The organism is Providencia sp. PROV024, from assembly GCF_032709665.1.
Taxonomy (GTDB): domain Bacteria; phylum Pseudomonadota; class Gammaproteobacteria; order Enterobacterales; family Enterobacteriaceae; genus Providencia; species Providencia huashanensis.
On sequence record NZ_CP120545.1, the window covers coordinates 1,213,798 to 1,236,180 of the forward strand.

The following is a 22,383-nucleotide window of genomic DNA, read 5'->3' on the forward strand; positions in this document are numbered from 1 at the left end:
CAAAGAGGCTCATAATGAAAACACAATATGTCATGGGCATTGATAATGGTGGAACCGTCACCAAAGCAGCTATCTATAACCTAGAAGGCCAGGTCGTCTCTATTGCTTCAAATACGACACGAATGATCACTCCAAAACCTTTTTTCACTGAAAGGGATATTGCAGAACTTTGGCAATCAAATCTTTTAGTTATTAAAGAGGTGCTAAAAAAATCCGCTATAGATGCTGAGGATATTATTGGTATATCTGTGACAGGTCACGGAAATGGGTTGTACCTCGTTGATGAACAGGGAAATGCGACGCGTAATGGTATCGTATCCACAGATAATCGAGCAAAACAATATGTCGAAAACTGGTATCGGTCACCTCGATTTGAAAGTGATATTTTGCCAAAAACGATGCAGTCCATCTGGGCAGGGCAGCCTGTTGCGTTGCTTGCATGGTTGCGTGATCATGAACCTGAGAGCTTACAAAAAGCCCGTTATATTTTTATGGTCAAAGACCTGATCCGTTTTTATTTAACAGGTGAGGCATACCAAGAGCTGACAGATATTTCAGGGACTAACTTAATTAATGTACGTGACCGTTGTTATGACGATGAAATTCTTGAATTTTGGGGCGGTTTAGAGTGGAAAGACAAGCTGCCACCAATCAAATTATCAACGGATTGTTGTGGGTATATCACCCCCGAAATTGCTGAGTTGACGGGGCTAAGTGCGGGTACTCCTGTATCAGGGGGGATATTTGATATTTCAGCATCATCTTTAGCATCGGGTGTTAACCAAATTAATAAATTAGCGATTGTGGCGGGGACGTGGAGTATTAATGAATACGTAACAGACAAGCCAGTCGTTGATAAAAACCTATTTATGACATCTATTTATCCAATGGAAAATAGATGGCAAATTACAGAAGCCAGCCCAACCTCTGCCAGTAATTTAGAGTGGTTTATTACACATTTTATGGCAGCGGACAAACAACTCGAAGAATCGAAGGGCGGTTCAGTTTATGAGCTTTGTAATCAACTCGTTGCTGCAACAACACCAAGCGAAAGCCAACTCATGTTTTTTCCTTTTGTTTTTGGTTCCAATACCATTCCAGATGCAACAGCAGGGTTTGTTGGTGTCACTAGTTTTCATCATCGTGGGCACTTTTTGCGTGCTATCTATGAAGGGGTCGCGTTTAGTCATCTTTATCACGTTGAAAGGTTAAGAAAGATTAACCCACAACTCAGTGATGTGGTTCGTATTGCTGGAGGGATAACGCATTCCCCAGTTTGGCTACAAATTTTTGCTGATATCTTCCAGTGCCAGCTTGAAATTGTAGATGTTCAAGAACACGGCACACTGGGTGCGGCCATGACAGCGGCCGTGATGGAAGGGCATTTCCCAGATGTATTTGCTGCCTGTGAAGTGATGGTCAAAGTAGCCGATATCATCAAGCCGGATACAGCGAATAAAACCGTTTATCAGCAAAAGTACGCACTGTATAAACGCATGCTTGATGATATGCAAGCTACATGGAAATCCCATAGTCGTTCACCAATGCATATGCTAGCTACTGAATAATAAAAGGAATTAATTATGAAACTTCACTTACAAGGAAAAAACGCATTAGTGACAGGTGGGGCGACAGGGCTTGGACGTGAGTTTGTTCGTTCATTAGCACAAGAAGGCGTTAATGTCTGTTTTACTTACCGCAGTCATCCTGACGATGCAGAGTCATTAGTGAAAGAAATCAATGGGAAAAGTGGTGTAAAAGTCCAAGCCATTAGAACCGACTTAAGTGATAGCGAAGCTATCGATACCCTATTCGATAGTGGGTTAAGTGAGTTCGGGCAGTTTGATATTTTGGTCAATAACGCGGCTGTCTGGCTATCAGGTAAAGTGAGCGAAATCTCATTGGAGGATTGGGATAAGGTGATGAATGTGAATTTGAAATCAGTTTTTCATCTAAGCAAGTTATTTGTTAACCAATGTTTAGCTAAGGAAATAACAGGTTCGATTTTGAATATCACCTCACAAGCAGCTTTTCACGGTTCAACAACTGGGCATTCTCATTATGCGGCCAGTAAAGCAGGGTTAGTGGCTTTTTCAATCTCATTAGCTAGAGAAGTGGCAAAACAAAATATTAATGTGAATAACATTGCAGTAGGCATTATGGATACGGAGATGATCCGTGAGAATTTGCGCAATAATGCGGAATATTATCTTAATCGTATACCAAATGGTCGCGTCGCTTCTCCATCCGAAATTGCAGATATCGGGGTATTTTTAGTTTCACAAAAAGCGAGTTATATGACTGGTGCAACCATTGATGTGACCGGTGGCATGTTAATGCGTTAAGTAAAAGGGGAAAGAAAATGAAATGCCTTGCGATTGCCGATTTATTCATTAAAAAGAATACGATGGATTTAGGCTTAGAGAAATTACGTAATAATGGTATTGATGTGACGGTTAATCAGTGGACACACAGCTCCATCGAAAAGCTTCAAGAAGATAACTTACAAATTGAGCAGCATGGTTCAGAAGCGGTAATTTTACCCGTTGAACTGTATATAAGTGCACAAGATGCTGAATTAGTGGTCACCCAATTTGCGCCAATAAATAAAGCGGTGATTGATAGTTTGCCAAAACTAAAATATATCGGGGTACTGCGTGGCGGTATTGAAAATATTAATGTTGAATATGCGAAAAGCAAGGGAATTAAGGTGTTCAATACACCAGGGCGTAATGCGCGTAGTGTCGCTGAGTTTACTGTCGGGTTAATGTTATCTGAGACGCGTAATATTGCCCGAGCACATGACGCACTTAAAGATAAGCATTGGCGTAAAGATTTTCCTAATGCAGATGTTATTCCCGAAATAGGCGGGAAAATAATAGGGTTAGTCGGTTTTGGGCATATTGCACAGTTAGTTGCTAAATTTTTATCCGGTTTTGGGTGTACAGTTTTATATTATGATAAATATGTGAGCGATATTGCTGGGTTTACTAAAGTTGAAATCTTAGAAGAATTAGTTTCCCAAGCGGATATTATTTCCTTACATGCAAGGCTATCCAGCGAAACACAAAATTTAATTAATAAAAAACATTTTGATTTAATGAAAAAGACCACCACTATTATTAATACGGCGCGGTCAGGTTTAATTAATGAAAGTGATTTGATTGAAGCATTAAAGAATGGAAGAATCATGGGGGCGGCAATTGATACCTTTGATGATGAACCACTAAAAGATAATAGTGAATTTTATTTATTAGACAATATCACTATCACACCTCATATGGCGGGGAGTACTCTTGATGCATTTAGCAATACACCAAAATTATTTTCAGAGTTATTTCTGAAGAAAATAAAATAGAGTTATTAAATTAAAATAAAAATTTAATATTAAACGATAGAATGCGTGCTATTACCATGCATTCTATTTCAAATCCTTTTACGTGAGAAAATGCTATGGATATTATCAATAGTATTATAGGCCTTGGTGCATCTGTCATGATGCCCATTATTTTCTTTATTATTGCATTATGTTTTGGCGTAAGAGTAGGTACAGCATTTAAAGCAGGAATGCTTGTGGGAATTGGCTTCGTCGGCGTTGGATTGGTAATTAATTTATTATTATCTAATCTTGGCCCTGCATCGCAATCAATGGTAGAGAAAATGGGATTAAACCTAACGGTTGTTGATACAGGTTGGCCTACGGCATCAACGATTGGGTGGGGCTCTCCGATTATGTTACCGGTAGTCGTAGGCTTTATTGTGATAAACCTATTAATGGTTGTTTTTAAAATGACAAAAACCATTAATATCGATATTTTTAATTATTGGATCTTCTTACTTGTTGGTTCAGTCGTTTACGCAGGTACTGAAAGTTATTGGCTCTCAATTGGTATCACCTATGTTATTTTTATTTTAACATTAGTTGCTGCGGATATTACTGCGCCTTATTTACAGCGAAACTATAATTTAAAAGGAATTTCGTTTCCGCATTTAACTTGTATCATGTATGTTCCCTTTGGAATTGCAACTAACTATATTATTGAAAAAATACCGGGGGTTTCTAAAATTAATTTAGAACCCGAAACGATCAATAAAAAATTTGGTGTTTTTGGCGAGCCATTAACACTCGGGTTTATTCTTGGTTTAGTTTTAGCATTAATGGCAGGTTATAGCATTAGTGAGTCTGTTGCGTTGGCCGTTACTGTATCTGCTGCAATGTTATTGCTACCTAAAATGATCGAAATATTAGTTCAAGGTTTATTAATTGTACGAGATGCCGTTGAAGCTAAATTGAAAAAAGTATTTCCTAATCGAGACTTCTATATAGGAATGGATACCGCTTTATTAATTGGGGAGCCATCAGTATTAGCGACAGGGCTTTTACTCATCCCAATGGCAATTGTGCTCGCATTTATTTTACCGGGTAATAAAGTATTACCTTTCGTTGACCTTGCTTCATTAATGTTTTTATTAGCAATGGTTACGCCTTTCTGTAAGCGTAATATGTTTAGAATGTTTATTTGTGGAACACTTGTCCTTACATCTATTTATTATGTTGGGACAGATATTTCTAAAGAGTATACACAGGCGGCAGTTAATTCAAATATCCCTGTCCCAGAAGGTATTTCTGAAATGACAAACATTGTCGGTGGGGCAACAACACCAGCAGGTTGGGTGGCTGTTAAAGTCGGGGAGATGATAGCAAACTAGTCAATCATCCAGTAGGTGTTTTTATTTATGGTTAAAAACACCTACTGTGACTTCTTAATTTTTATCCACACTGTTTTTCAATAAATCATGTAAATATTGATTGGCAGGGAAAACATTACCTTGTGCATCCTTGACTTGGTATTCTTCCCCTGTAACCGATGATTTTGAAGCAACGTTATCGATAAATTGTTCAGTAGTATTGAGGCGTTTCTCAGTTTTACGCAGTTTTAATCTCAAGTGAGATTCAGCATCAGTTGCAGAATGCTCCGTACCATTACGAGTAAAAGTCAGGTTTTGTTGTTTACCGAGTTCTGCTAATAATGATTCAGTACGAATTTTTTCTTCAGGGCTTAATGCTAGAGCTTGAGTGGTGACAAAAACACTTAAAAAAAGCACTAAAGCAGAGGAAAAGCGGTTTGATAGTTGGGCTGTAAGTGATTGCACGAATTTCTCTCCATAGAAAAAAGGTGAGTAAATTATAAGCAGCCGTTTAATTTAAACTATCGGTAAGATTCCTAGAATTCAATTTAAGGCATAAAGCGATAACCAATGCCTGTTTCTGTAAGTAAATGAATTGGGCGAGTTGGGTCATTTTCTAATTTTTGCCGCAAATGGCCCATATAAATTCGCAAATAATGGTTATGCTCAATATAGCTCGGCCCCCATACTTGTAATAATAAATGCCGTTGGGTTAATACTTTGCCGCTGTTAGCAACTAACTCGCTGAGCAAGCGGAATTCAATGGGAGTAAGGTGTAATTCTTCATTTTGCTTAGTGACAACCCGATTAATAAAATCGACCGTAATATCACCAAATTGAAATTGTGAGTTTTCTTGTGCCGCTTTGCCAAAACGACGCAAGGCGACACGGACTCGTGCGAGTAATTCGCTGATGCCAAAAGGCTTAGTCAGATAATCATCAGCACCTGCATCAAGGGCGGCAACCTTTTGAGATTCGTCTTCTCGAGCGGATAAAACGATGATAGGAATACTGCTCCATTTGCGTAAATCACGAATTAAATCAAGCCCATCGCCATCAGGCAACCCAAGGTCTAAGATAAGCAAGTCGGGTTGCCGTGTCCCAGATTCAATCAACCCGCGTTGGTAGTTTTCTGCTTCAAAAACTTTCCAGCCTTCACCTTCCAGCGCAAGGCGAACAAAGCGGCGGATCTCTTTTTCATCTTCAACGATCAGGATTTGATGAGTACTCACAATAGTGGTTGTTCTCCTAAATTTCGGTTTCAATATCAGGTAGTTGTTTTAAAGGTAAAACAAAGTGGAAGCTGGCTCCACCTTTATTATTGTTCTGAGCCCATATTTCCCCTTCATGTAATTGAATAATGGCACGACAAATAGCAAGGCCTAAGCCAACTCCGGGAATGGCTGATTCTTTTTGCGCTCGAGAGAATTTATCGAAAATAGTTTTTTCTTGTCCATCAGGGATTGCATTGCTGGCATCCCAAATTTCAATATGAATTTTTTGCCCTTCAACCCTCGCCTTAATACCAATTGGGGTATCTTCATGGCTATATTTTACGGCATTTTCTAATAGGTTGATAAGCACCCGCTCTATCAAATTGGCATCACAATAGAGTAATAAATCAGCTGGGATATCAATATCTAAAGGATGACTATGTAAAGTATAGTCTAATGTTCTGACAGCGCTACTGGTAATTTCTTGTAGTGATTGCCACTCTAAATTAGGTTGAATGCCACCAGATTGCAGCCGTGCCATATCAAGTAAATTATTGACTAATCGCGAAGTACTCAGAACTTGTTGGCGCATTTTATTAACTTGCTCAGTAAGTGGCGAGTTTTCAGCAGACAAATTCAACATTAATATTTCAGTTTGCCCAAATAAAACGGTTAATGGTGTTTTTAGGTCGTGTGAAAGGGCCGCGAGTAATGAATTACGCAATTGCTCACGTTCAATATCTAATTTTGCGGATTCGGCTTGTTTGGTTAGCTCTAACCGAGCAAGGGCACTGGCAATTAACCCAGTGAAGGTTTGTAACATACGTTGTTGTTCTGGGATCAACAACTGGCGCATATTTCTAGGTTCAATCGCTAAGACGGCAAGTGTTTGATCTGCGGTTGTTATAGGTTGCAATTGATAGGGGACGCTGGGAAGAGTATCGGTGCCAGCTCCTGCGGGTTGGCGTTTATCAAAGCTCCATTTGGCAATTGCATTATCAATTTGCATTGCACTGTGCCCCTCACATTTTAAGGGCAATAATTGCCCCTCAGCATTGGGTATTAATAAACAGCTTTTGGCTTGGAACGCGTTATTAAGGAAGTGATAGCCTGTTCTGCCGATGTCATCGGTGCTGAGTGCTTGCCCTAATTCTTTTGTCATTTCATATAAATGTCGCGTTCGTTGTTCACGATAACGGGCAATTCGGGCTTGATAGCGCATGCCAGCAGTTAAATTCCCCACAACGACGCCAACAATTAGCATAACCGTAAAGGTGACTAAATATTGCATATCCATGATAGCAAGGGAAAAATGGGGCTGAACAAAGAATAAATCAAAGCTAATAACATTAATTAGTGCCGCAAAGACAGAAGGGCGCCTGCCATAAAATAGCGCGATAAGTACCACGCCGAGTAGATAGAGCGTGACTAAGTTGGCTTTATCTAACGCTAACAAAAATGTGCGTGAGAACACGGTAATTGCAGCACACATCACAATCGCCATCAAATAACCGTTCATGTCTGAACGCCATTTTTCAGAGAAAGGTTTTCTCTCTGGTTCTTTATCCCATTCGCTTTTTTCTTCTAGCGCGACGATCACCAAGTCAAGGTCTGGCCCTAATTTGCCAAGACGGTCAGCAAAGCCAGGACGTAAATTAAATATGGGCCATTTACGTTGCTTATCGCGACGACCAATCAGTATTTTGCCCAAATTATGTTCTCGAGCATAACGTAATATGGCTTTTTCTTCAGAAGGGTCAGATAACGTGGCGGTTTCAGCGCCTAAATCTTGAGCAAGACGTAATGCCTTTAAAATGGCTCTGCGCCGAGCCTCGGGTAATTGATGGAGCGCAGGAGTTTCCACATATACAGCATGCCATACACTGCCAAACTTTGCGGCAAGGCGAGCCGCGGTGCGAACCAACTTTTCATTACCCATATTATGACCAATACATAATAGAAGGCCATCCCGGGTATGCCAGACAGGGGCTTGCCCCTTGCCATCACGAAATTCCCGCATCTGGTCATCAACGCGATCGGCAGTTCGACGTAGAGCCAGCTCACGTAGCGCGATGAGATTCCCTTTACGGAAAAAATGTTCGATTGCTCGCTCTGCTTGCCCAGAGATATAAACTTTGCCTTCTTTTAGGCGTTGCCGTAAGTCATCAGGAGGCAAGTCAACTAATACGACTTCATCTGCGGCATCAAAAATATGATCAGGAACCGTTTCACGCACTCGAATACCAGTAATGCTTCCGACGATATCATTTAAACTTTCAATATGTTGAACGTTAATGGTCGTAAGGACATCAATACCAGCATTTAATAGCTCTTCGACATCCTGCCAGCGTTTAGGGTGTAGGCTGCCATTAGGATTACTAAATGCTAATTCATCCATTAAAATAATGGCTGGGTGCCTAGCAATTGCGGCGTCAATATCAAAAGCAGTTAAACGGCGTCCCCTATGTTGGATACGCTTTGGTGGTAACTGTGAGAGACCTTCAAGTAACGCAGCTGTTTCTTCGCGTTCATGGGTTTCTACTACACCAATAAGCACATCTAATCCTTGTGACCTTAGTCTTTGGGCTTCTTGAAGCATGGCATAGGTTTTCCCGACGCCAGCACAGGCGCCGAAAAAAATTTTTAATTTGCCACGGCCTGTTTCATTGGCCTTTACCAATAAATCGTCGGGATTAGGGCGACTAGGTTCCTGATTTTTCATAATAGGCCTTAGTGAGTTTGGCTATTGGCTTGTTGCTGATATTCATCAAGAGCAAGGTTTAACTTTAAGACATTAATAACAGGCTCACCTAAAAAAGCGAATACACTATTTTCAGTATGAGTATTAATTAATGATTTTACCTCTTCTAGTGGGATCTGTCTGTGTTTAGCAATTCGCGGGGCTTGATATAACGCCGCATCAACAGAAATATTGGGGTCTAATCCACTGGCAGAGGCTGTTAATAAATCAACAGGGATGCTCTTGTCAGCCGCTGGGTTTTCTGAGCGAAGTTGGGCACTTCGTTGTTCCATTGTTTGTAATAGTAATGGGTTGCTAACGGCTAAATTACTACCGCCAGATGCTAATGTATTATAAGGGGCTTCAGCGGTTGCAGAGGGCCGCCCATGAAAGTAATTTTCACTTTGTATATTTTGTCCAATCAGTTCAGAACCGATAACCTGATCATCTTGAGTGAGTAAGGAGCCATGAGCTTGCCAAGGGAAAAAGACATTAGCAAGCCCTGTCACCATCAATGGGTAGGCGATCCCTGTGAATAAAGTGAGAATTATTAACATAATAATAGAAGAGCGGATCATGTTCATTATCAATTCCTTATATCCCAAATAAGCGAATAAACATATCAATTAATTTAATCCCAACAAATGGCACTATTAACCCACCTAAACCATAGAGGCTTAAGTTACGTTGCAACAATGATTGGGAGCTCATAGGGCGATAATTGACCCCTTTAATCGCCAATGGGATCAAGAAAATGATAATTAAAGCGTTAAAGATCACCGCTGAGAGAATCGCAGATGCAGGTGAATGTAACTGCATAATATTTAATGCATTAAGTTGAGGCCAAGTGACAGCAAAAGCGGCTGGAATGATGGCAAAGTATTTTGCAATATCATTGGCTATACTAAAGGTTGTTAATGAGCCTCGTGTCATCAACATTTGTTTACCAATATGGACGACCTCAATTAATTTGGTTGGGTTAGAGTCTAAATCAACCATGTTACCTGCTTCTTTGGCCGCTTGTGTCCCTGAGTTCATCGCTACAGCCACATCCGCTTGCGCTAATGCTGGGGCATCGTTGGTACCATCACCCGTCATGGCAACTAGTCGGCCTTCTGATTGATATTGGCGGATTAATGCGAGCTTGGCTTCGGGGGTTGCCTCAGCGAGGAAGTCATCGACACCGGCTTCTGCAGCAATAGCGGCGGCTGTTAAGTGGTTATCTCCGGTGATCATAACTGTTTTGATCCCCATGCTACGCATTTGAGCAAATCGCTCTTTCATTCCCCCTTTAACAATATCTTTTAATGCTACAACACCGAGTACTGTTTGGTCGTCCACAACAACAAGAGGGGTTCCCCCTAAATGAGCGACTTTTTCAACTAATTGGTCGGCTTCTATCGGGAATTTACTGTGGTTTGCTTCAACGTAGCGGCGTATCGCATCCGCAGAACCTTTGCGGATCATTCTTTCTCCAATGTTGACACCGCTCATACGAGTCATTGCAGAGAACGGAACAAAGGTAGCATTCAGGCCATGAATATCTCTTTCACGTAAATTAAACTTTTGTTTCGCCAACACGACAATACTACGCCCTTCAGGGGTTTCATCGGCTAAAGAAGAAAGTTGAGCTGCATCTGCTAGTTGCTGTTCAGTCACACCCGTTAAAGGCAAAAACTCAGATGCTTGTCGGTTACCAAGGGTGATAGTACCGGTTTTATCGAGTAATAAGACGTCGACATCACCCGCAGCCTCCACTGCACGACCGCTGGTGGCAATCACATTTGCACCTAACATACGGCTCATCCCTGCCACACCAATAGAAGAGAGTAACCCGCCAATAGTGGTTGGAATTAAGCAAATTAATAAAGCAATAAGGACTAGAATAGAGACCGCACTACCTGCGCCTGCATAATCGGCAGCAAAAACCGTGAATGGGTACAAGGTGGCGCATACCAACACGAAAATAATCGTCAGGGCGGTTAACAGGATCGTTAAAGCGATTTCATTGGGGGTTTTACGACGTTGTGCACCTTCAACCATTGAAATCATTCGGTCTAAGAATGTTTCACCGGGGTTTACGGTACATTCAACAATTAACCAATCAGAAAGAACGCGAGTCCCTCCGGTGACTGAGGAAAAGTCACCACCGGATTCACGGATCACAGGAGCTGACTCACCAGTAATTGCACTTTCATCGACAGATGCACCACCTTCAAGCACTTCACCATCGCAAGGGATTGTTTCTCCAGCATGGATAAGCACGATATCCCCTTTACGTAACTGGCTTGAAACCACGATTTCTTGAGCCGCATCCATTGATGCAGAAGCCAAACGAGTTGCGTTACTTTGCTGTTTTACCCCTTTTAAACTTTGGGCTTGTGCCTTACTTCGCCCTTCAGCTAGCGCCTCGGCAAAATTAGCAAAGAGCAGTGTAAACCATAGCCATAGTGTCACCATTCCACTAAACCAAGCGTTACCCTCAGTGTAATGAGTTACCATTGCTAACCATAAAAGGGTGGTGATAATACTGCCGATATACACCACGAACATCACGGGATTTCGCCATTGTGCTTGCGGTGTGCATTTTTTGAATGCTTCAAAGATAGATTGTTTGATTAATTTATTATCAAATAATTTGATGTTATTACTTTTCATTTTCTTCCCCTCATTATCCCGCGAAACCGATGTGTAGTTGCTCTGCAATTGGACCTAACGCAAGGGCAGGTACAAAGGTCAGCGCACCAATGAGAAGTACAGTGAATACAAGCAGACCAATAAATAACGGACCTGTTGTGGGTAATGTTGCATTACTTTGCGCTTGAGGTTTCTTGCTTGCCATCGAACCTGCAATGGCGAGAACTGGCAGAATGACGCCAAAACGTCCTAAGAACATGGTGACCGCCAATAGCAGGTTGTAAAACGGTGTATTTGCGCTAAGTCCAGCAAACGCGCTACCGTTATTATTCGCTGCGGAGGAAAAAGCGTATAACACTTCACTAAACCCGTGAGCACCTGGGTTTAAGATCCCTGCACGCCCAGCTTCAGTCATTAATGAAAGTGTGGTACCCAGTAGTACTAAAGTGGGAGTCACTAAAATAGCCAGTGCAACCATTTTCATTTCGCGCACCTCGATTTTTTTACCGAGATATTCAGGAGTACGACCAATCATTAGCCCAGCAAGGAATACGGCGAGTAAAACAAATAGCAACATGCCATATAAGCCAGATCCCACACCGCCGAAAACCACTTCACCGATTTGCATTAACCACATCGGCACCATGCCACCCATCGCAGTAAAGGAATCATGCATTGCATTAACAGCACCGCAAGAGGCAGCTGTTGTTACAACAGCGAATAATGCGGAGCCTAAGATACCAAAGCGGCTTTCTTTTCCTTCCATATTGGCAGTGGTAGTCGCATGGAATTCACTTAAAAATGGATTACCAACATACTCTGCTTTGATAACCGCTATGGCAGCAACGACAAAAATAATCCCCATCACCCATAGCAGAGTGTGACCTTGTTTGTTGTTGCCAACGACACGCCCAAAAGCAAAACATAACGCTGTTGGAATTAGAAAAATGGCTAACATTTGTACGAAATTGCTTAATGCCGTTGGGTTTTCAAATGGGTGTGAAGAATTAGCTCCAAAGAAACCGCCTCCGTTAGTACCGAGTAGCTTAATTGCTTCTTGAGAGGCGACAGGCCCCATTGGTAATAACTGGTTGCTATTATTTAGGTTATTAACTAATAGGTAATCTGAGAAGTTTTGGATAACACCTTGGCTAACAAAAAATAGAGCAAAAATAATCGCTAATGGGAAAAGTAGATACACAGTAATACGGTAGATATCCACCCATGCATTACCAACCGTTTTACGACCATGGCGTGAAAATGCTCGGATAAGGGCGAAAACAACGGCAATCCCTGTTGCAGCGGAAAGGAAATTTTGTACTGTTAACCCAGACATCTGGCTTAGATAACTTAATGTGTTTTCACCGCTATAGGATTGCCAATTAGTATTTGTGACAAAGCTAATTGCGGTGTTAAAGGCTAAATCCCAACTCATTCCCGGAAATTGTTGTGGGTTAAGGGGCAAATGACCTTGGAATATTAATATAGAAAACAGCAATATAAAGCCTAAAATATTGAACAGTAAAATCGATAAGGCATATTGTAGCCAAGTCATTTCCGCCATTTCTCGCCCTGGCTTTTTTACGCCGCCTAAGCGCCAAAGAAGGGCTTCGCTTTTTATTAGCGTACTCGGTATATCGCTATCAATTAACCGAGCAATACCATTGCCTAATGGTTTTGCCAAAATAAACAGCACGAGTAAAAAGCTACCGATAATTAAAATTGTGGTAGTGGTCATATTAAAAATCCTCCGCGCTTAGCAGGGCATAGACCAGATAAACCAGCAGTAACACAACGAGAACTGCCCCAATAATGGAAAGTAATGACACAGTATTTTCTCCTTATTATTTCCATGCAATAAGGCTAAAACTTCCGTTGTAAAGAAGCTGATAAAAAATAGACCTTCGGTGTAAAAAAAGTATAAAAATGTATTTTTATACGAGGGAATAAAATAAAACAGGGATGGCGAGTTAAAGTGAATAATTGTTATGTAAATGTTGCTGGTTTGTTTGTTTTTGACGCAACCAGGTTAAATAATGTAATAAAACAACGGAATTTATCATTTTATTATGTAAATTTTAATTTATAGTGGTCAGATGAGTAGTTTTATTACACAGTTTGCGCTATGATATTGACAGTTAATTTTTATATTATCTGTTCGGTTTTAGTCGCTCTTCTAAACAGTCATTATTTGGGGTTTTAGAGCAATTCTGGAATCGACAAATAGAGTGGCAACTGAAGGAGGATACCGATGTCCACATATCGCGAATATTCCCGTAATCAGGTACTTGCACGCCGCACTGCTGCTGTTACAGCTGGCATTATTGCGTTTCCGGTTATGGTTTTTCATCCGCAACGAGCAAAATTTTATAGCCATTTACACAAAGTATGGGCTAAAACCAGCGATAAGCCCGTTTGGTTAGAGCGTTCAGAAGCCACGTTTGAAAGCCATCATTAATAATTGCTTTGCTTTTAAGTGGTAATGCCATATCCCTGCAATGACCTATTGTGGGGATATTGTTTTTTTTATCCCTCATCCTGTTTTTCTTTTCCTTATTGCCTTTCTTTATTACCTTTCTTTTTGGTTAGCATCCTTATTTACAGCAAATAACACAGAAAAAAAGCATGTTTCCGTTTATGCTTATTGATTATCAGTAAATTACATTCAAAATGATGGGGTTGACCCTATAGCGGTGTAGTAAAAAGGACCACATAATGCATAATTTAAGATTAGAAGAAATCATTAATGATGAGCTGAAAATTAGTGAATTCCAAGATTTTGCACCAAATGGATTGCAGGTTGAGGGGCGCCCTCATGTGCATAAAATCATCACCGGTGTAACAGCCTGCCAAGCACTACTGGACGTGGCAGTTGAAAAGAAAGCGGATGCTGTGATTGTTCACCATGGCTATTTTTGGAAAAATGAGCCCGCAATTATTAAAGGTATGAAAAAAAATCGCTTAAAAACATTATTAGCGAATGATATTAACCTTTATGGTTACCATCTTCCTTTAGATGCTCATCATCAATTAGGTAATAATACTCAGCTTGCGTATATCATGGGTGTGCAAGTAAATGGCCAAATTGATCCATTAATGCCATTCGGTTTCTTTGATCAACCGATTACACCACAGGAATTAACCCAGCGCTTAGAGTCCCGCCTTGGTCGCAAAGTGTTGCATTGTGGTGACAATGCTAAAGATGAAATTCGCCAAATTGCATGGTGCACAGGGGGCGGACAAGGCTTTATCTTACAAGCCGCCGAGTTTGGCGTAGATGCATTTGTGACAGGTGAAGTTTCAGAGCAAACAATCCATATAGCAAGAGAAATGGGGATCCATTTCTACAGTGCAGGGCATCATGCGACAGAGCGTTATGGGATTAAAGCGCTGACTAAGTGGCTAGTTGATCACCATGGGTTAGACGCAGAGTTTATCGATATCGATAACCCAGCCTAATTCTCGTCATATTTCGAGCTGTGGCGGTGTTGGCTACACTCGCGACCCCCTAGTCACATACTTGTGTATGCTCCTAGGGAGTCGCTCATTTGCCGCCTAGCCACAACTCGAACTATTTAGAGAATTAAATTTTCAAGCTAATCTTCATTGATTTTCTAAATCTAACCTCGGCGGTGTTGGCTACACTCGCGACCCCTAGTCACATACTTGTGTATGCTCCTAGGGAGTCGCTCATTTGCCGCCTAGCCACAACTCGAACTATTTAGAGAATTAAATTTTCAAGCTAATCTTCATTGAGTTTCTAATTCTAACCTCGGCAGTGTTGGCTATGCTCTTAGGGAGTCGCTCATTTGCCGCCTAGCTACAACTCGAACTATTTAGAGAATTAAATTTTCAAGCTAATCTTCATTGATTTTCTAATTCTAACCTCGGCGGTGTTGGCTATGCTCCTAGGGAGTCGTTCATTTGTCGCCTAGCCACAACTCGAACTATTTAGAGAATTAAATTTTCAAGCTAATCTTCATTGATTTTCTAATTCTAACCTTGGCGGTGTTGGCTATGCTCTTAGGGAGTCGCTCATTTGCCGCCTAGCTACAACTCGAACTATTTAGAGAATTAAATTTTCAAGCTAATCTTCATTGATTTTCTAATTCTAACCTCGGCAGTGTTGGCTATGCTCTTAGGGAGTCGCTCATTTGCCGCCTAGCCACAACTCGAACTATTTAGAGAATTAAATTTTCAAGCTAATCTTCATTGATTTTCTAATTCTAACCTCGGCAGTGTTGGCTATGCTCTTAGGGAGTCGCTCATTTGCCGCCTAGCCACAACTCGAACTATTTAGAGAATTAAATTTTCAAGCTAATCTTCATTGATTTTCTAATTCTAACCTCGGCAGTGTTGGCTATGCTCTTAGGGAGTCGCTCATTTGCCGCCTAGCCACAACTCGAACTATTTAGATAATTAAATTTTCAAGCTAATCTTCATTGAGTTTCTAATTCTAACCTTGGCGGTGTTGGCTACACTCGCGACCCCTAGTCACATACTTGTGATGTAAAATGCGTAGAAAATTATGTGTAATTAGTAAAATAAAAAGTTAACTCGTATAAATTCGATAGCGTAATGATGAAAGAACAAGAACCAACCCTGAAATGGTTAATACCAAGCCTAAGTGTTGGCTCCAGCCTGCGACCATCAAACCAATGGCGAGTCCGATATAGTAAAACAAACCTAAAATAGCCCCAGCAGTACCTTTTCTATCACTATAGCGATTTAAAGCATGTGCAAGGATATTAGGAATAGCAATTCCATATCCAATAACTACACCAATCACCGGTAAAATGAACCAAATAGAATCCATCAGAGCAAAAACCAAGCAACCACTTATCAAAGATATGATGCTAGAGAGCTTAACAAGTTGCTCAGATGTGTGTTTTTTAGCCAATAAATGACGATTAATGATTGACCCTAAGCCCACTCCAAGTGCTAATAAAATTCCAGTTAAACCAAATTGTTGCTGAGTGAGCATTAATCGTTCAAAACTGAAAGGTGCCAGCTGATAATAGCTAAATAAATTAATGTTGAAAAATGCTATCAAGATCACATTTCTAACAATTTCTTTATCTGTGATCATTCGTAAAAATGTCGCCATAAATGGGACTTTGATCACATTTTCAGGGCGTGTTTCTGGTAAACGGCAAGTAGACCAAATAAAAAGCACGACCGCGAGAAATGCCAAGCCAGTAAAAACGGCGAGATATCCGCCAAAACTAACTAACCCCGCACCGAATAACATCCCTAATGCAGGACTAATGGCTAGGGCAATACCCATAATTGAAAAAACTTTAGCTAATTCATGCCCTTGATAGCTATCACGCATTGCGGTTTGTGTTCCAATTGAACCGACGGCGGCACCAAATGCGGCAAGCATTCTCATTAACAGTAATAAATAAAAGTGTGTGATAAACAACGCGCAGATAGAGGCGATACCGTAGATCAACAGACCTGCCAGGATAGTCGGGCGGCGGCCTAGCGTGTCACACATTCTTCCCCAAAATACGACACCTAGCGCAAAAGCAAAGAAATAGAATGATAATGTTTGTGATGCTTGTTCAGCATCGACATTAAATGCGCTAGCAATGTTGGTCAATGCTGGGCTGTATATGGTTTCCACGATTTGTGGAAACATCATTAAGGCAACAGCAAGCCATAATGAAAGAGGGTGTTTCATACCAATTATCCTGCTTATATTAATAAAAAATAGATGGTGAAGATGAATACAACTATTCAATGACAAGCAGTTTAATGGTATTTTTAGTGTCCCATTACAAAAATAAAGACTATAAATATCAAAAAAGGGACATTATGGCTTGGCTAGAACAAACAGATGAATTTCAAACTCACTGGTATACAGCGCCAGTATTGGGAATAGCAGCTCAAATGGGGCAACATGATTCTGGTTTACATAGCCATGAAATGGGGCAGCTTTTGTTTACACAACAAGGGTGTATACGAATTTCACTTGAGAACCGAATTTCTCTATTACCTCCTGGAAGGGTGGCATGGATACCTCCATTTGTTTGTCACCGAGCACAAATGCGCGCATCTGTGGGCTATCGTTCGGTGTATTTAAGTGAACAATATGCTAAAAAAATAGCGAATGAAGTCGTCATTTTGAGCATTTCACCTCTGCTAAGAGAGGTACTTGAACGGATTGCAATTGCCCCGTTTGACAGTGATTGGCAACAAGGGCGCTTAGCAAATTTATTACCAGTATTTATCGATGAACTACAAAGTGCAACGACTGAGCCAACATTACTTGCACTTCCTCAAGATAGGCGCTTTAAAGGCCTCGATATCGAGCAATTACCACCTAATTTAAACCAACTTGCTCAAACGATTGGCGCAAGTGAAAAAACCATTACACGGGTTTTCTTAAAAGAAACCGGAATGACTTATCAAACATGGCGGCAACAATGGCGGTTTATTAAAGCGATTGAGTTATTGGCACAAAATCACCCATATCACTTTATTACTCAAGAGCTTGGCTTAGCCAGTGATAGTGCTTTTATCAGTTTTTTTCGCAAAATGAGTGGGGTAACACCGCGGGAATATCAACAGTAAAAGAGAAAAAGCCTCGATAAACCGAGGCTTGAGTATTTGTAGGGGGATAGATTTAATTGAATATTATTTTTTTGCTAATCCAGAGTTGAATTTACGTTGGCTGTAACCCGTATACAGCTGACGAGGACGAGCAATTTTCAGACCGTCATCATGCATTTCATTCCAATGGGCTATCCAACCAATTGTACGTGCAATAGCAAAAATAACAGTAAACATTGAAGATGGAATTCCCATTGCCTTCAATATGATGCCTGAATAGAAGTCAACGTTTGGATACAGTTTTTTCTCAATGAAGTACGGGTCATTCAGGGCAATACGTTCTAGCTCCATAGCGACTTCGAGTAAGCTATCGTTTAAGCCCAACTCATTAAGTACTTCGTGGCAAGTTTCACGCATCACAGTTGCACGTGGGTCATGGTTTTTATAAACACGGTGACCAAAGCCCATTAAGCGGAAAGAGTCATTTTTGTCTTTCGCACGTTCGATAAATGCAGGGATATGCTCAACGGTTTGAATTTCTTCCAACATGCGTAAACAGGCTTCGTTAGCCCCACCGTGAGCTGGCCCCCACAGAGACGCAATACCCGCAGCAATACAAGCAAATGGGTTTGCACCTGATGACCCAGCAGTACGTACGGTTGATGTTGAAGCGTTCTGTTCGTGGTCAGCATGTAGGATTAAAATCCGATCCATTGCACGTTCGAGAACTGGATTTACCACATATTCTTCACATGGTGTAGAGAACATCATATGCAAGAAGTTACCCGCGTACGACAGTTCATTACGTGGATAAACAAAAGGCTGGCCAATGGAGTATTTATAACACATTGCCGCAACAGTTGGCATTTTTGACAGCAGACGATAAGCTGTAATTTCACGGTGGCGCGGGTTGTTCACGTCCAATGCATCATGGTAGAACGCAGCCAGTGCACCTGTTACACCACATAACACTGCCATTGGGTGTGAGTCACGACGGAAGCCATTCAGCATGCGAGTGATTTGCTCGTGGATCATCGTGTGGCGAGTTACCGTATTTTTAAATGTGTCGTATTGCTCTTGAGTCGGTGCTTCGCCGTATAACAGGATATAACAAACTTCGAGGTAAGAAGCTTCGGTAGCGAGTTGATCGATCGGGAAACCACGATGCAGCAGAATGCCTTCATCACCATCGATATAGGTGATTTTTGATTCACAGGATGCAGTAGAAGTAAAACCAGGGTCATAGGTAAAGAACCCTTTTGAACCTAAAGTTCGGACATCGATAACGTCTTGACCAATGGTAGGGCTTAAAATATCGAGGTCAATATCACCCTTACTACCAGTCGTTAGCTTAGCTTTGTTATCAGCCATTTACGGTCTCCTTAGCGCTTGATAATCGACACCCAACAACCCAGAAGCTCAGCGTTATACTGTTTCTTCGTGCATTGTTCTACCGGTATGATTAGAAAATCAGCTAGCTATCACATAAAACCTGAAATCTGACGACCGACGACAATGTAATTAGGTTGTTTATGAGTGTGTAGATGTTATGTTCTTTTTGTTGTTTTACTTACAATATCATTATTTGTGGTAAGAGGAACAACTTTCATAACTTTTGTTAGTAATACCTGTCACAGTTCAAATTGGAAGGTACTTAACATTGCAACATTCATGTTTTTTATTTTTCAGTGAGGGAACGCCCACACCTTAAGATAATTCTGCTAGACCTATATGTAAGATAAATGTTGAATCATTGTCAAATAAGATAAGCACATTTATACAAAATGTTTAAATCGTGATCCTTCTCACTGTTCGGGCTAAATGTCCCCAAACATTTTGTGTGGGAATTGTAATGGCATTGTGAAGACTTTATACTAGCGGCAGGTCTCCGGATTACCCTGTAGTAGGAGTTCCCAGCGTGATCAGTATGCAACTTTATTTAAACATGATGGATTAGAGTTTGTGTTAAGTTGCATTTTGTACCCCCTGTCGCTGTCTGATTTCCACCCCAGGTCCGGAGGATGGAAAATAATAAAGAGCTGTGTGGGCAAAATTGTGAAAAAACAAAGACCTGTCAACCTTGATTTGCAGACGATTCATTTCCCGATCACTGCAATATCTTCGATCTTGCACCGTGTCTCTGGCGTCATTACTCTCATCGCAGTTGGTATTCTGCTTTGGTTGCTAGGGACATCTCTCTCCTCTCCAGAAGGTTTTCAATACGCGTCTGAAATAATGACTGGCTTTTTTGCTAAGTTCATTCTTTGGGGCATTCTAACGGCATTGGCTTACCACATTTGTGGTGGTATTCGTCATATGCTGATGGATTTTGGCTGTGTTGATGAAACCCTTGCTGCTGGTAACTCATCTGCAAAAATTACATTTGTTATCACCGTAATTCTGGCAATTCTGGCGGGGATCTTAGTATGGTAAGTAATGCTTCTGCTTTAGGCCGTACTGGTATCCAGGACTGGCTGTTAATCCGTGCTTCTGCGATTATTATCGTATTATACGTAATCTACATTGTTGGTTTTGTTGCTATCAATGATATTACTTATGAAGTATGGCGTGGTTTCTTCGCTTCTTCTGTGACGAAAGTATTTACTATCCTCACATTGTTCTCGATTCTTGTGCATGCGTGGATTGGCATGTGGCAAGTGCTAACTGACTATGTCAAGCCGCTAGCAATTCGTTTAGTGCTGCAGCTGGCTATCGTTGTTGGTCTGTTGGCTTATTTAATTTACGGAACAATTGTTGTGTGGGGTGCATAAATGAATCTGCCAATCAGAGAGTTTGACGCTATCGTTATTGGTGCTGGTGGCGCAGGTATGCGTGCAGCACTTCAAATTTCACAGTTGGGCCTGTCTTGTGCTCTGCTGTCAAAAGTATTTCCAACCCGTTCTCATACAGTATCAGCGCAAGGTGGTATCACTGTTGCTTTAGGCAACACTCACCCTGATAACTGGGAATGGCATATGTATGATACCGTGAAAGGTTCCGACTATATCGGTGACCAAGATGCAATCGAATACATGTGTAAAACAGGGCCCGAGGCTATCCTAGAATTAGAGCATATGGGGTTACCTTTTTCTCGCTTAGACGATGGCAGTATTTATCAGCGTCCATTTGGTGGTCAGTCTAAGAATTTCGGTGGCGAGCAAGCGGCACGTACTGCGGCTGCGGCTGACCGGACTGGTCACGCACTGTTACATACTTTGTATCAGCAAAACTTAAAAAATCACACAACCATCTTTTCAGAGTGGTATGCCCTTGATTTAGTTAAAAATCAAGACGGCGATGTGGTGGGCTGTACTGCAATTTGTATGGAAACTGGCGAATTAGTTTACTTCAAAGCTAAAGCGACCATTTTAGCTACGGGTGGTGCAGGGCGTATTTATCAATCGACCACCAATGCGCATATCAATACCGGTGATGGTGTTGGGATGGCAGCTCGTGCTGGTGTTCCTTTACAAGATATGGAAATGTGGCAATTCCACCCGACGGGTATCGCTGGCGCAGGGGTTCTTGTGACAGAAGGTTGCCGTGGTGAAGGTGGTTATTTGCTGAATAAAGACGGTGAGCGCTTCATGGAACGTTATGCGCCAAATGCGAAAGATTTGGCAGGTCGTGATGTTGTTGCACGTTCAATCATGATTGAAATCCGTGAAGGCCGTGGTTGTGATGGTCCTTGGGGTCCGCATGCCAAACTGAAATTGGATCATTTAGGGAAAGAAGTTCTCGAGTCTCGTTTACCGGGTATCCTTGAATTATCCCGTACCTTTGCTCACGTTGACCCAATCAAAGAGCCAATCCCAGTTATTCCAACTTGTCACTATATGATGGGTGGTATTCCAACAAAAGTGACTGGCCAAGCGATTCGCTATAACGAAAAAGGCGAAGACGAAGTTATCCCAGGTCTGTTTGCTGTGGGTGAAATTGCGTGTGTATCTGTACACGGCGCTAACCGTTTAGGCGGTAACTCATTGCTCGACTTAGTCGTATTTGGTCGTTCTGCGGGTCTACACCTAAAAGAGTCCATCATGGAACAAGGTTCAATGCGTGATGCTTCTGAATCCGATATTGATGCGGCGATGACACGCTTTAACCGTTGGGAAGGGGCTCGTACTGGCGAAGATCCAACTGAGATCCGCAAGGCACTGCAAACCTGTATGCAGCATAACTTCTCGGTATTCCGTGAAGGTGATGCGATGGCGAAAGGTCTGGAAGAGCTAAAAGTGATCCGTGAACGCCTGCAAAATGCACGTCTTGATGATACCTCAACAGAGTTCAACACTCAGCGTATTGAGTGTTTAGAACTGGATAACCTGATGGAAACCGCTTATGCGACAGCACAAGCAGCGAACTTCCGTACAGAAAGTCGTGGGGCGCATAGCCGCTTTGACTATCCAGAGCGTGATGATGCGAATTGGTTATGTCACTCATTATATTTACCGCAATCTGAAACGATGACGCGTCGTGAAGTCAACATGCAGCCAAAATTGCGTGAAGCCTTCCCACCGAAAATTCGTACCTACTAATGCGTGG

General features: G+C 41.5%; 19 protein-coding genes. 10 read left to right on the forward strand and 9 right to left on the reverse strand.

Annotated elements, in window-relative coordinates:
* The first annotated feature begins 14 nt into the window (after positions 1 to 14).
* The 4 genes from P3L56_RS05540 to P3L56_RS05555 all read left to right on the forward strand — a co-directional run bounded on the left by P3L56_RS05540 (position 15) and on the right by P3L56_RS05555 (position 4,710).
* Positions 15 to 1,568 (forward strand): FGGY-family carbohydrate kinase, encoded by a 1,554-nt coding sequence (locus P3L56_RS05540; RefSeq protein WP_166687358.1) that lies wholly within the window; start codon positions 15 to 17, stop codon positions 1,566 to 1,568.
* 15 nt (positions 1,569 to 1,583) lie between these two features.
* Complete coding sequence (locus P3L56_RS05545) at positions 1,584 to 2,345, forward strand: SDR family NAD(P)-dependent oxidoreductase (protein ID WP_042848319.1); 762 nt, start codon at positions 1,584 to 1,586, stop codon at positions 2,343 to 2,345.
* A gap of 17 nt (positions 2,346 to 2,362) precedes the next feature.
* Positions 2,363 to 3,358, forward strand: a complete 996-nt coding sequence (locus P3L56_RS05550) for a 2-hydroxyacid dehydrogenase (RefSeq protein WP_272686251.1) — start codon at positions 2,363 to 2,365, stop codon at positions 3,356 to 3,358.
* A gap of 95 nt (positions 3,359 to 3,453) precedes the next feature.
* Complete coding sequence (locus P3L56_RS05555) at positions 3,454 to 4,710, forward strand: PTS galactitol transporter subunit IIC (protein WP_042848317.1); 1,257 nt, start codon at positions 3,454 to 3,456, stop codon at positions 4,708 to 4,710.
* A gap of 54 nt (positions 4,711 to 4,764) precedes the next feature.
* Here the strand turns inward: P3L56_RS05555 and P3L56_RS05560 are convergent, their stop codons facing one another.
* The 7 genes from P3L56_RS05560 to kdpF form a co-directional block, all read right to left on the reverse strand.
* Positions 4,765 to 5,154, reverse strand: a complete 390-nt coding sequence (locus P3L56_RS05560) for a DUF5329 family protein (protein ID WP_071547830.1) — start codon at positions 5,152 to 5,154, stop codon at positions 4,765 to 4,767.
* Between the two features lie 83 nt (positions 5,155 to 5,237).
* Positions 5,238 to 5,921 carry a two-component system response regulator KdpE gene (kdpE, locus tag P3L56_RS05565; RefSeq protein WP_071547831.1) on the reverse strand — a complete coding sequence of 228 codons (684 nt, stop codon included), beginning with the start codon at positions 5,919 to 5,921 and terminating at the stop codon, positions 5,238 to 5,240.
* Between the two features lie 16 nt (positions 5,922 to 5,937).
* Entirely contained in the window at positions 5,938 to 8,625 is a 2,688-nt protein-coding gene (kdpD, locus tag P3L56_RS05570) for a two-component system sensor histidine kinase KdpD (RefSeq protein ID WP_042848311.1), read from the reverse strand.
* An 8-nt stretch (positions 8,626 to 8,633) separates the two neighbouring features.
* Positions 8,634 to 9,227: a potassium-transporting ATPase subunit KdpC gene (kdpC, locus tag P3L56_RS05575; protein ID WP_042848309.1), complete on the reverse strand. Its 594-nt coding sequence runs from the start codon at positions 9,225 to 9,227 to the stop codon at positions 8,634 to 8,636.
* A gap of 10 nt (positions 9,228 to 9,237) precedes the next feature.
* Positions 9,238 to 11,301 (reverse strand): potassium-transporting ATPase subunit KdpB, encoded by a 2,064-nt coding sequence (gene kdpB, locus P3L56_RS05580; RefSeq protein ID WP_071547833.1) that lies wholly within the window; start codon positions 11,299 to 11,301, stop codon positions 9,238 to 9,240.
* A 13-nt stretch (positions 11,302 to 11,314) separates the two neighbouring features.
* Entirely contained in the window at positions 11,315 to 13,018 is a 1,704-nt protein-coding gene (kdpA, locus tag P3L56_RS05585; RefSeq protein WP_042848305.1) for a potassium-transporting ATPase subunit KdpA, read from the reverse strand.
* Between the two features lies 1 nt (position 13,019).
* Entirely contained in the window at positions 13,020 to 13,109 is a 90-nt protein-coding gene (gene kdpF, locus P3L56_RS22625; protein ID WP_042848304.1) for a K(+)-transporting ATPase subunit F, read from the reverse strand.
* Positions 13,110 to 13,531: 422 nt separating this feature from the next.
* Between kdpF and P3L56_RS05590 the strand changes: the two genes are divergently transcribed.
* On the forward strand, positions 13,532 to 13,738 hold the full coding sequence (locus P3L56_RS05590; protein WP_042848302.1) for a YbfA family protein: 207 nt from the start codon (positions 13,532 to 13,534) through the stop codon (positions 13,736 to 13,738).
* Between the two features lie 257 nt (positions 13,739 to 13,995).
* Positions 13,996 to 14,739: a type 2 GTP cyclohydrolase I gene (locus P3L56_RS05595; protein ID WP_042848301.1), complete on the forward strand. Its 744-nt coding sequence runs from the start codon at positions 13,996 to 13,998 to the stop codon at positions 14,737 to 14,739.
* A 1,093-nt stretch (positions 14,740 to 15,832) separates the two neighbouring features.
* Here the strand turns inward: P3L56_RS05595 and P3L56_RS05600 are convergent.
* Positions 15,833 to 16,966, reverse strand: coding sequence for a multidrug effflux MFS transporter (locus P3L56_RS05600; RefSeq protein WP_166687363.1), 1,134 nt, complete (start codon positions 16,964 to 16,966; stop codon positions 15,833 to 15,835).
* A gap of 134 nt (positions 16,967 to 17,100) precedes the next feature.
* On the opposite strand from P3L56_RS05600, the gene P3L56_RS05605 reads away from it, so the two are divergent.
* The gene (locus P3L56_RS05605; RefSeq protein ID WP_129466784.1) at positions 17,101 to 17,859 is read left to right on the forward strand and encodes an AraC family transcriptional regulator; all 759 of its coding nucleotides are present in this window, start codon (positions 17,101 to 17,103) and stop codon (positions 17,857 to 17,859) included.
* Between the two features lie 63 nt (positions 17,860 to 17,922).
* Here the strand turns inward: P3L56_RS05605 and P3L56_RS05610 are convergent, their stop codons facing one another.
* Positions 17,923 to 19,209, reverse strand: a complete 1,287-nt coding sequence (locus tag P3L56_RS05610) for a citrate synthase (RefSeq protein ID WP_042848298.1) — start codon at positions 19,207 to 19,209, stop codon at positions 17,923 to 17,925.
* Positions 19,210 to 19,881: 672 nt separating this feature from the next.
* On the opposite strand from P3L56_RS05610, the gene sdhC reads away from it, so the two are divergent.
* From sdhC to sdhA, 3 genes are read left to right on the forward strand one after another with little or no spacing between them, the layout of a single operon-like run.
* Complete coding sequence (sdhC, locus tag P3L56_RS05615) at positions 19,882 to 20,271, forward strand: succinate dehydrogenase cytochrome b556 subunit (RefSeq protein WP_004909059.1); 390 nt, start codon at positions 19,882 to 19,884, stop codon at positions 20,269 to 20,271.
* Complete coding sequence (gene sdhD, locus P3L56_RS05620; protein ID WP_042848297.1) at positions 20,265 to 20,609, forward strand: succinate dehydrogenase membrane anchor subunit; 345 nt, start codon at positions 20,265 to 20,267, stop codon at positions 20,607 to 20,609. Before sdhC ends, sdhD begins: the two co-directional genes overlap by 7 nt.
* Positions 20,610 to 22,376, forward strand: a complete 1,767-nt coding sequence (sdhA, locus tag P3L56_RS05625; protein WP_042848296.1) for a succinate dehydrogenase flavoprotein subunit — start codon at positions 20,610 to 20,612, stop codon at positions 22,374 to 22,376.
* The last annotated feature ends 7 nt before the right edge of the window (positions 22,377 to 22,383 follow it).

What these genes read in the sequence shown, in the direction of transcription:
- P3L56_RS05540 (WP_166687358.1), top strand. Translation starts at nt 15, where the DNA reads ATGAAAACACAATATGTCATGGGCATTGATAATGGTGGAACCGTCACC.
- P3L56_RS05545 (WP_042848319.1), top strand. Translation starts at nt 1,584, where the DNA reads ATGAAACTTCACTTACAAGGAAAAAACGCATTAGTGACAGGTGGGGCG.
- P3L56_RS05550 (WP_272686251.1), top strand. Translation starts at nt 2,363, where the DNA reads ATGAAATGCCTTGCGATTGCCGATTTATTCATTAAAAAGAATACGATG.
- P3L56_RS05555 (WP_042848317.1), top strand. Translation starts at nt 3,454, where the DNA reads ATGGATATTATCAATAGTATTATAGGCCTTGGTGCATCTGTCATGATG.
- kdpD (WP_042848311.1), bottom strand. Translation starts at nt 8,625, where the DNA reads ATGAAAAATCAGGAACCTAGTCGCCCTAATCCCGACGATTTATTGGTA.
- kdpC (WP_042848309.1), bottom strand. Translation starts at nt 9,227, where the DNA reads ATGAACATGATCCGCTCTTCTATTATTATGTTAATAATTCTCACTTTA.
- kdpB (WP_071547833.1), bottom strand. Translation starts at nt 11,301, where the DNA reads ATGAAAAGTAATAACATCAAATTATTTGATAATAAATTAATCAAACAA.
- kdpA (WP_042848305.1), bottom strand. Translation starts at nt 13,018, where the DNA reads ATGACCACTACCACAATTTTAATTATCGGTAGCTTTTTACTCGTGCTG.
- P3L56_RS05590 (WP_042848302.1), top strand. Translation starts at nt 13,532, where the DNA reads ATGTCCACATATCGCGAATATTCCCGTAATCAGGTACTTGCACGCCGC.
- P3L56_RS05595 (WP_042848301.1), top strand. Translation starts at nt 13,996, where the DNA reads ATGCATAATTTAAGATTAGAAGAAATCATTAATGATGAGCTGAAAATT.
- P3L56_RS05600 (WP_166687363.1), bottom strand. Translation starts at nt 16,966, where the DNA reads ATGAAACACCCTCTTTCATTATGGCTTGCTGTTGCCTTAATGATGTTT.
- P3L56_RS05605 (WP_129466784.1), top strand. Translation starts at nt 17,101, where the DNA reads ATGGCTTGGCTAGAACAAACAGATGAATTTCAAACTCACTGGTATACA.
- P3L56_RS05610 (WP_042848298.1), bottom strand. Translation starts at nt 19,209, where the DNA reads ATGGCTGATAACAAAGCTAAGCTAACGACTGGTAGTAAGGGTGATATT.
- sdhD (WP_042848297.1), top strand. Translation starts at nt 20,265, where the DNA reads ATGGTAAGTAATGCTTCTGCTTTAGGCCGTACTGGTATCCAGGACTGG.
- sdhA (WP_042848296.1), top strand. Translation starts at nt 20,610, where the DNA reads ATGAATCTGCCAATCAGAGAGTTTGACGCTATCGTTATTGGTGCTGGT.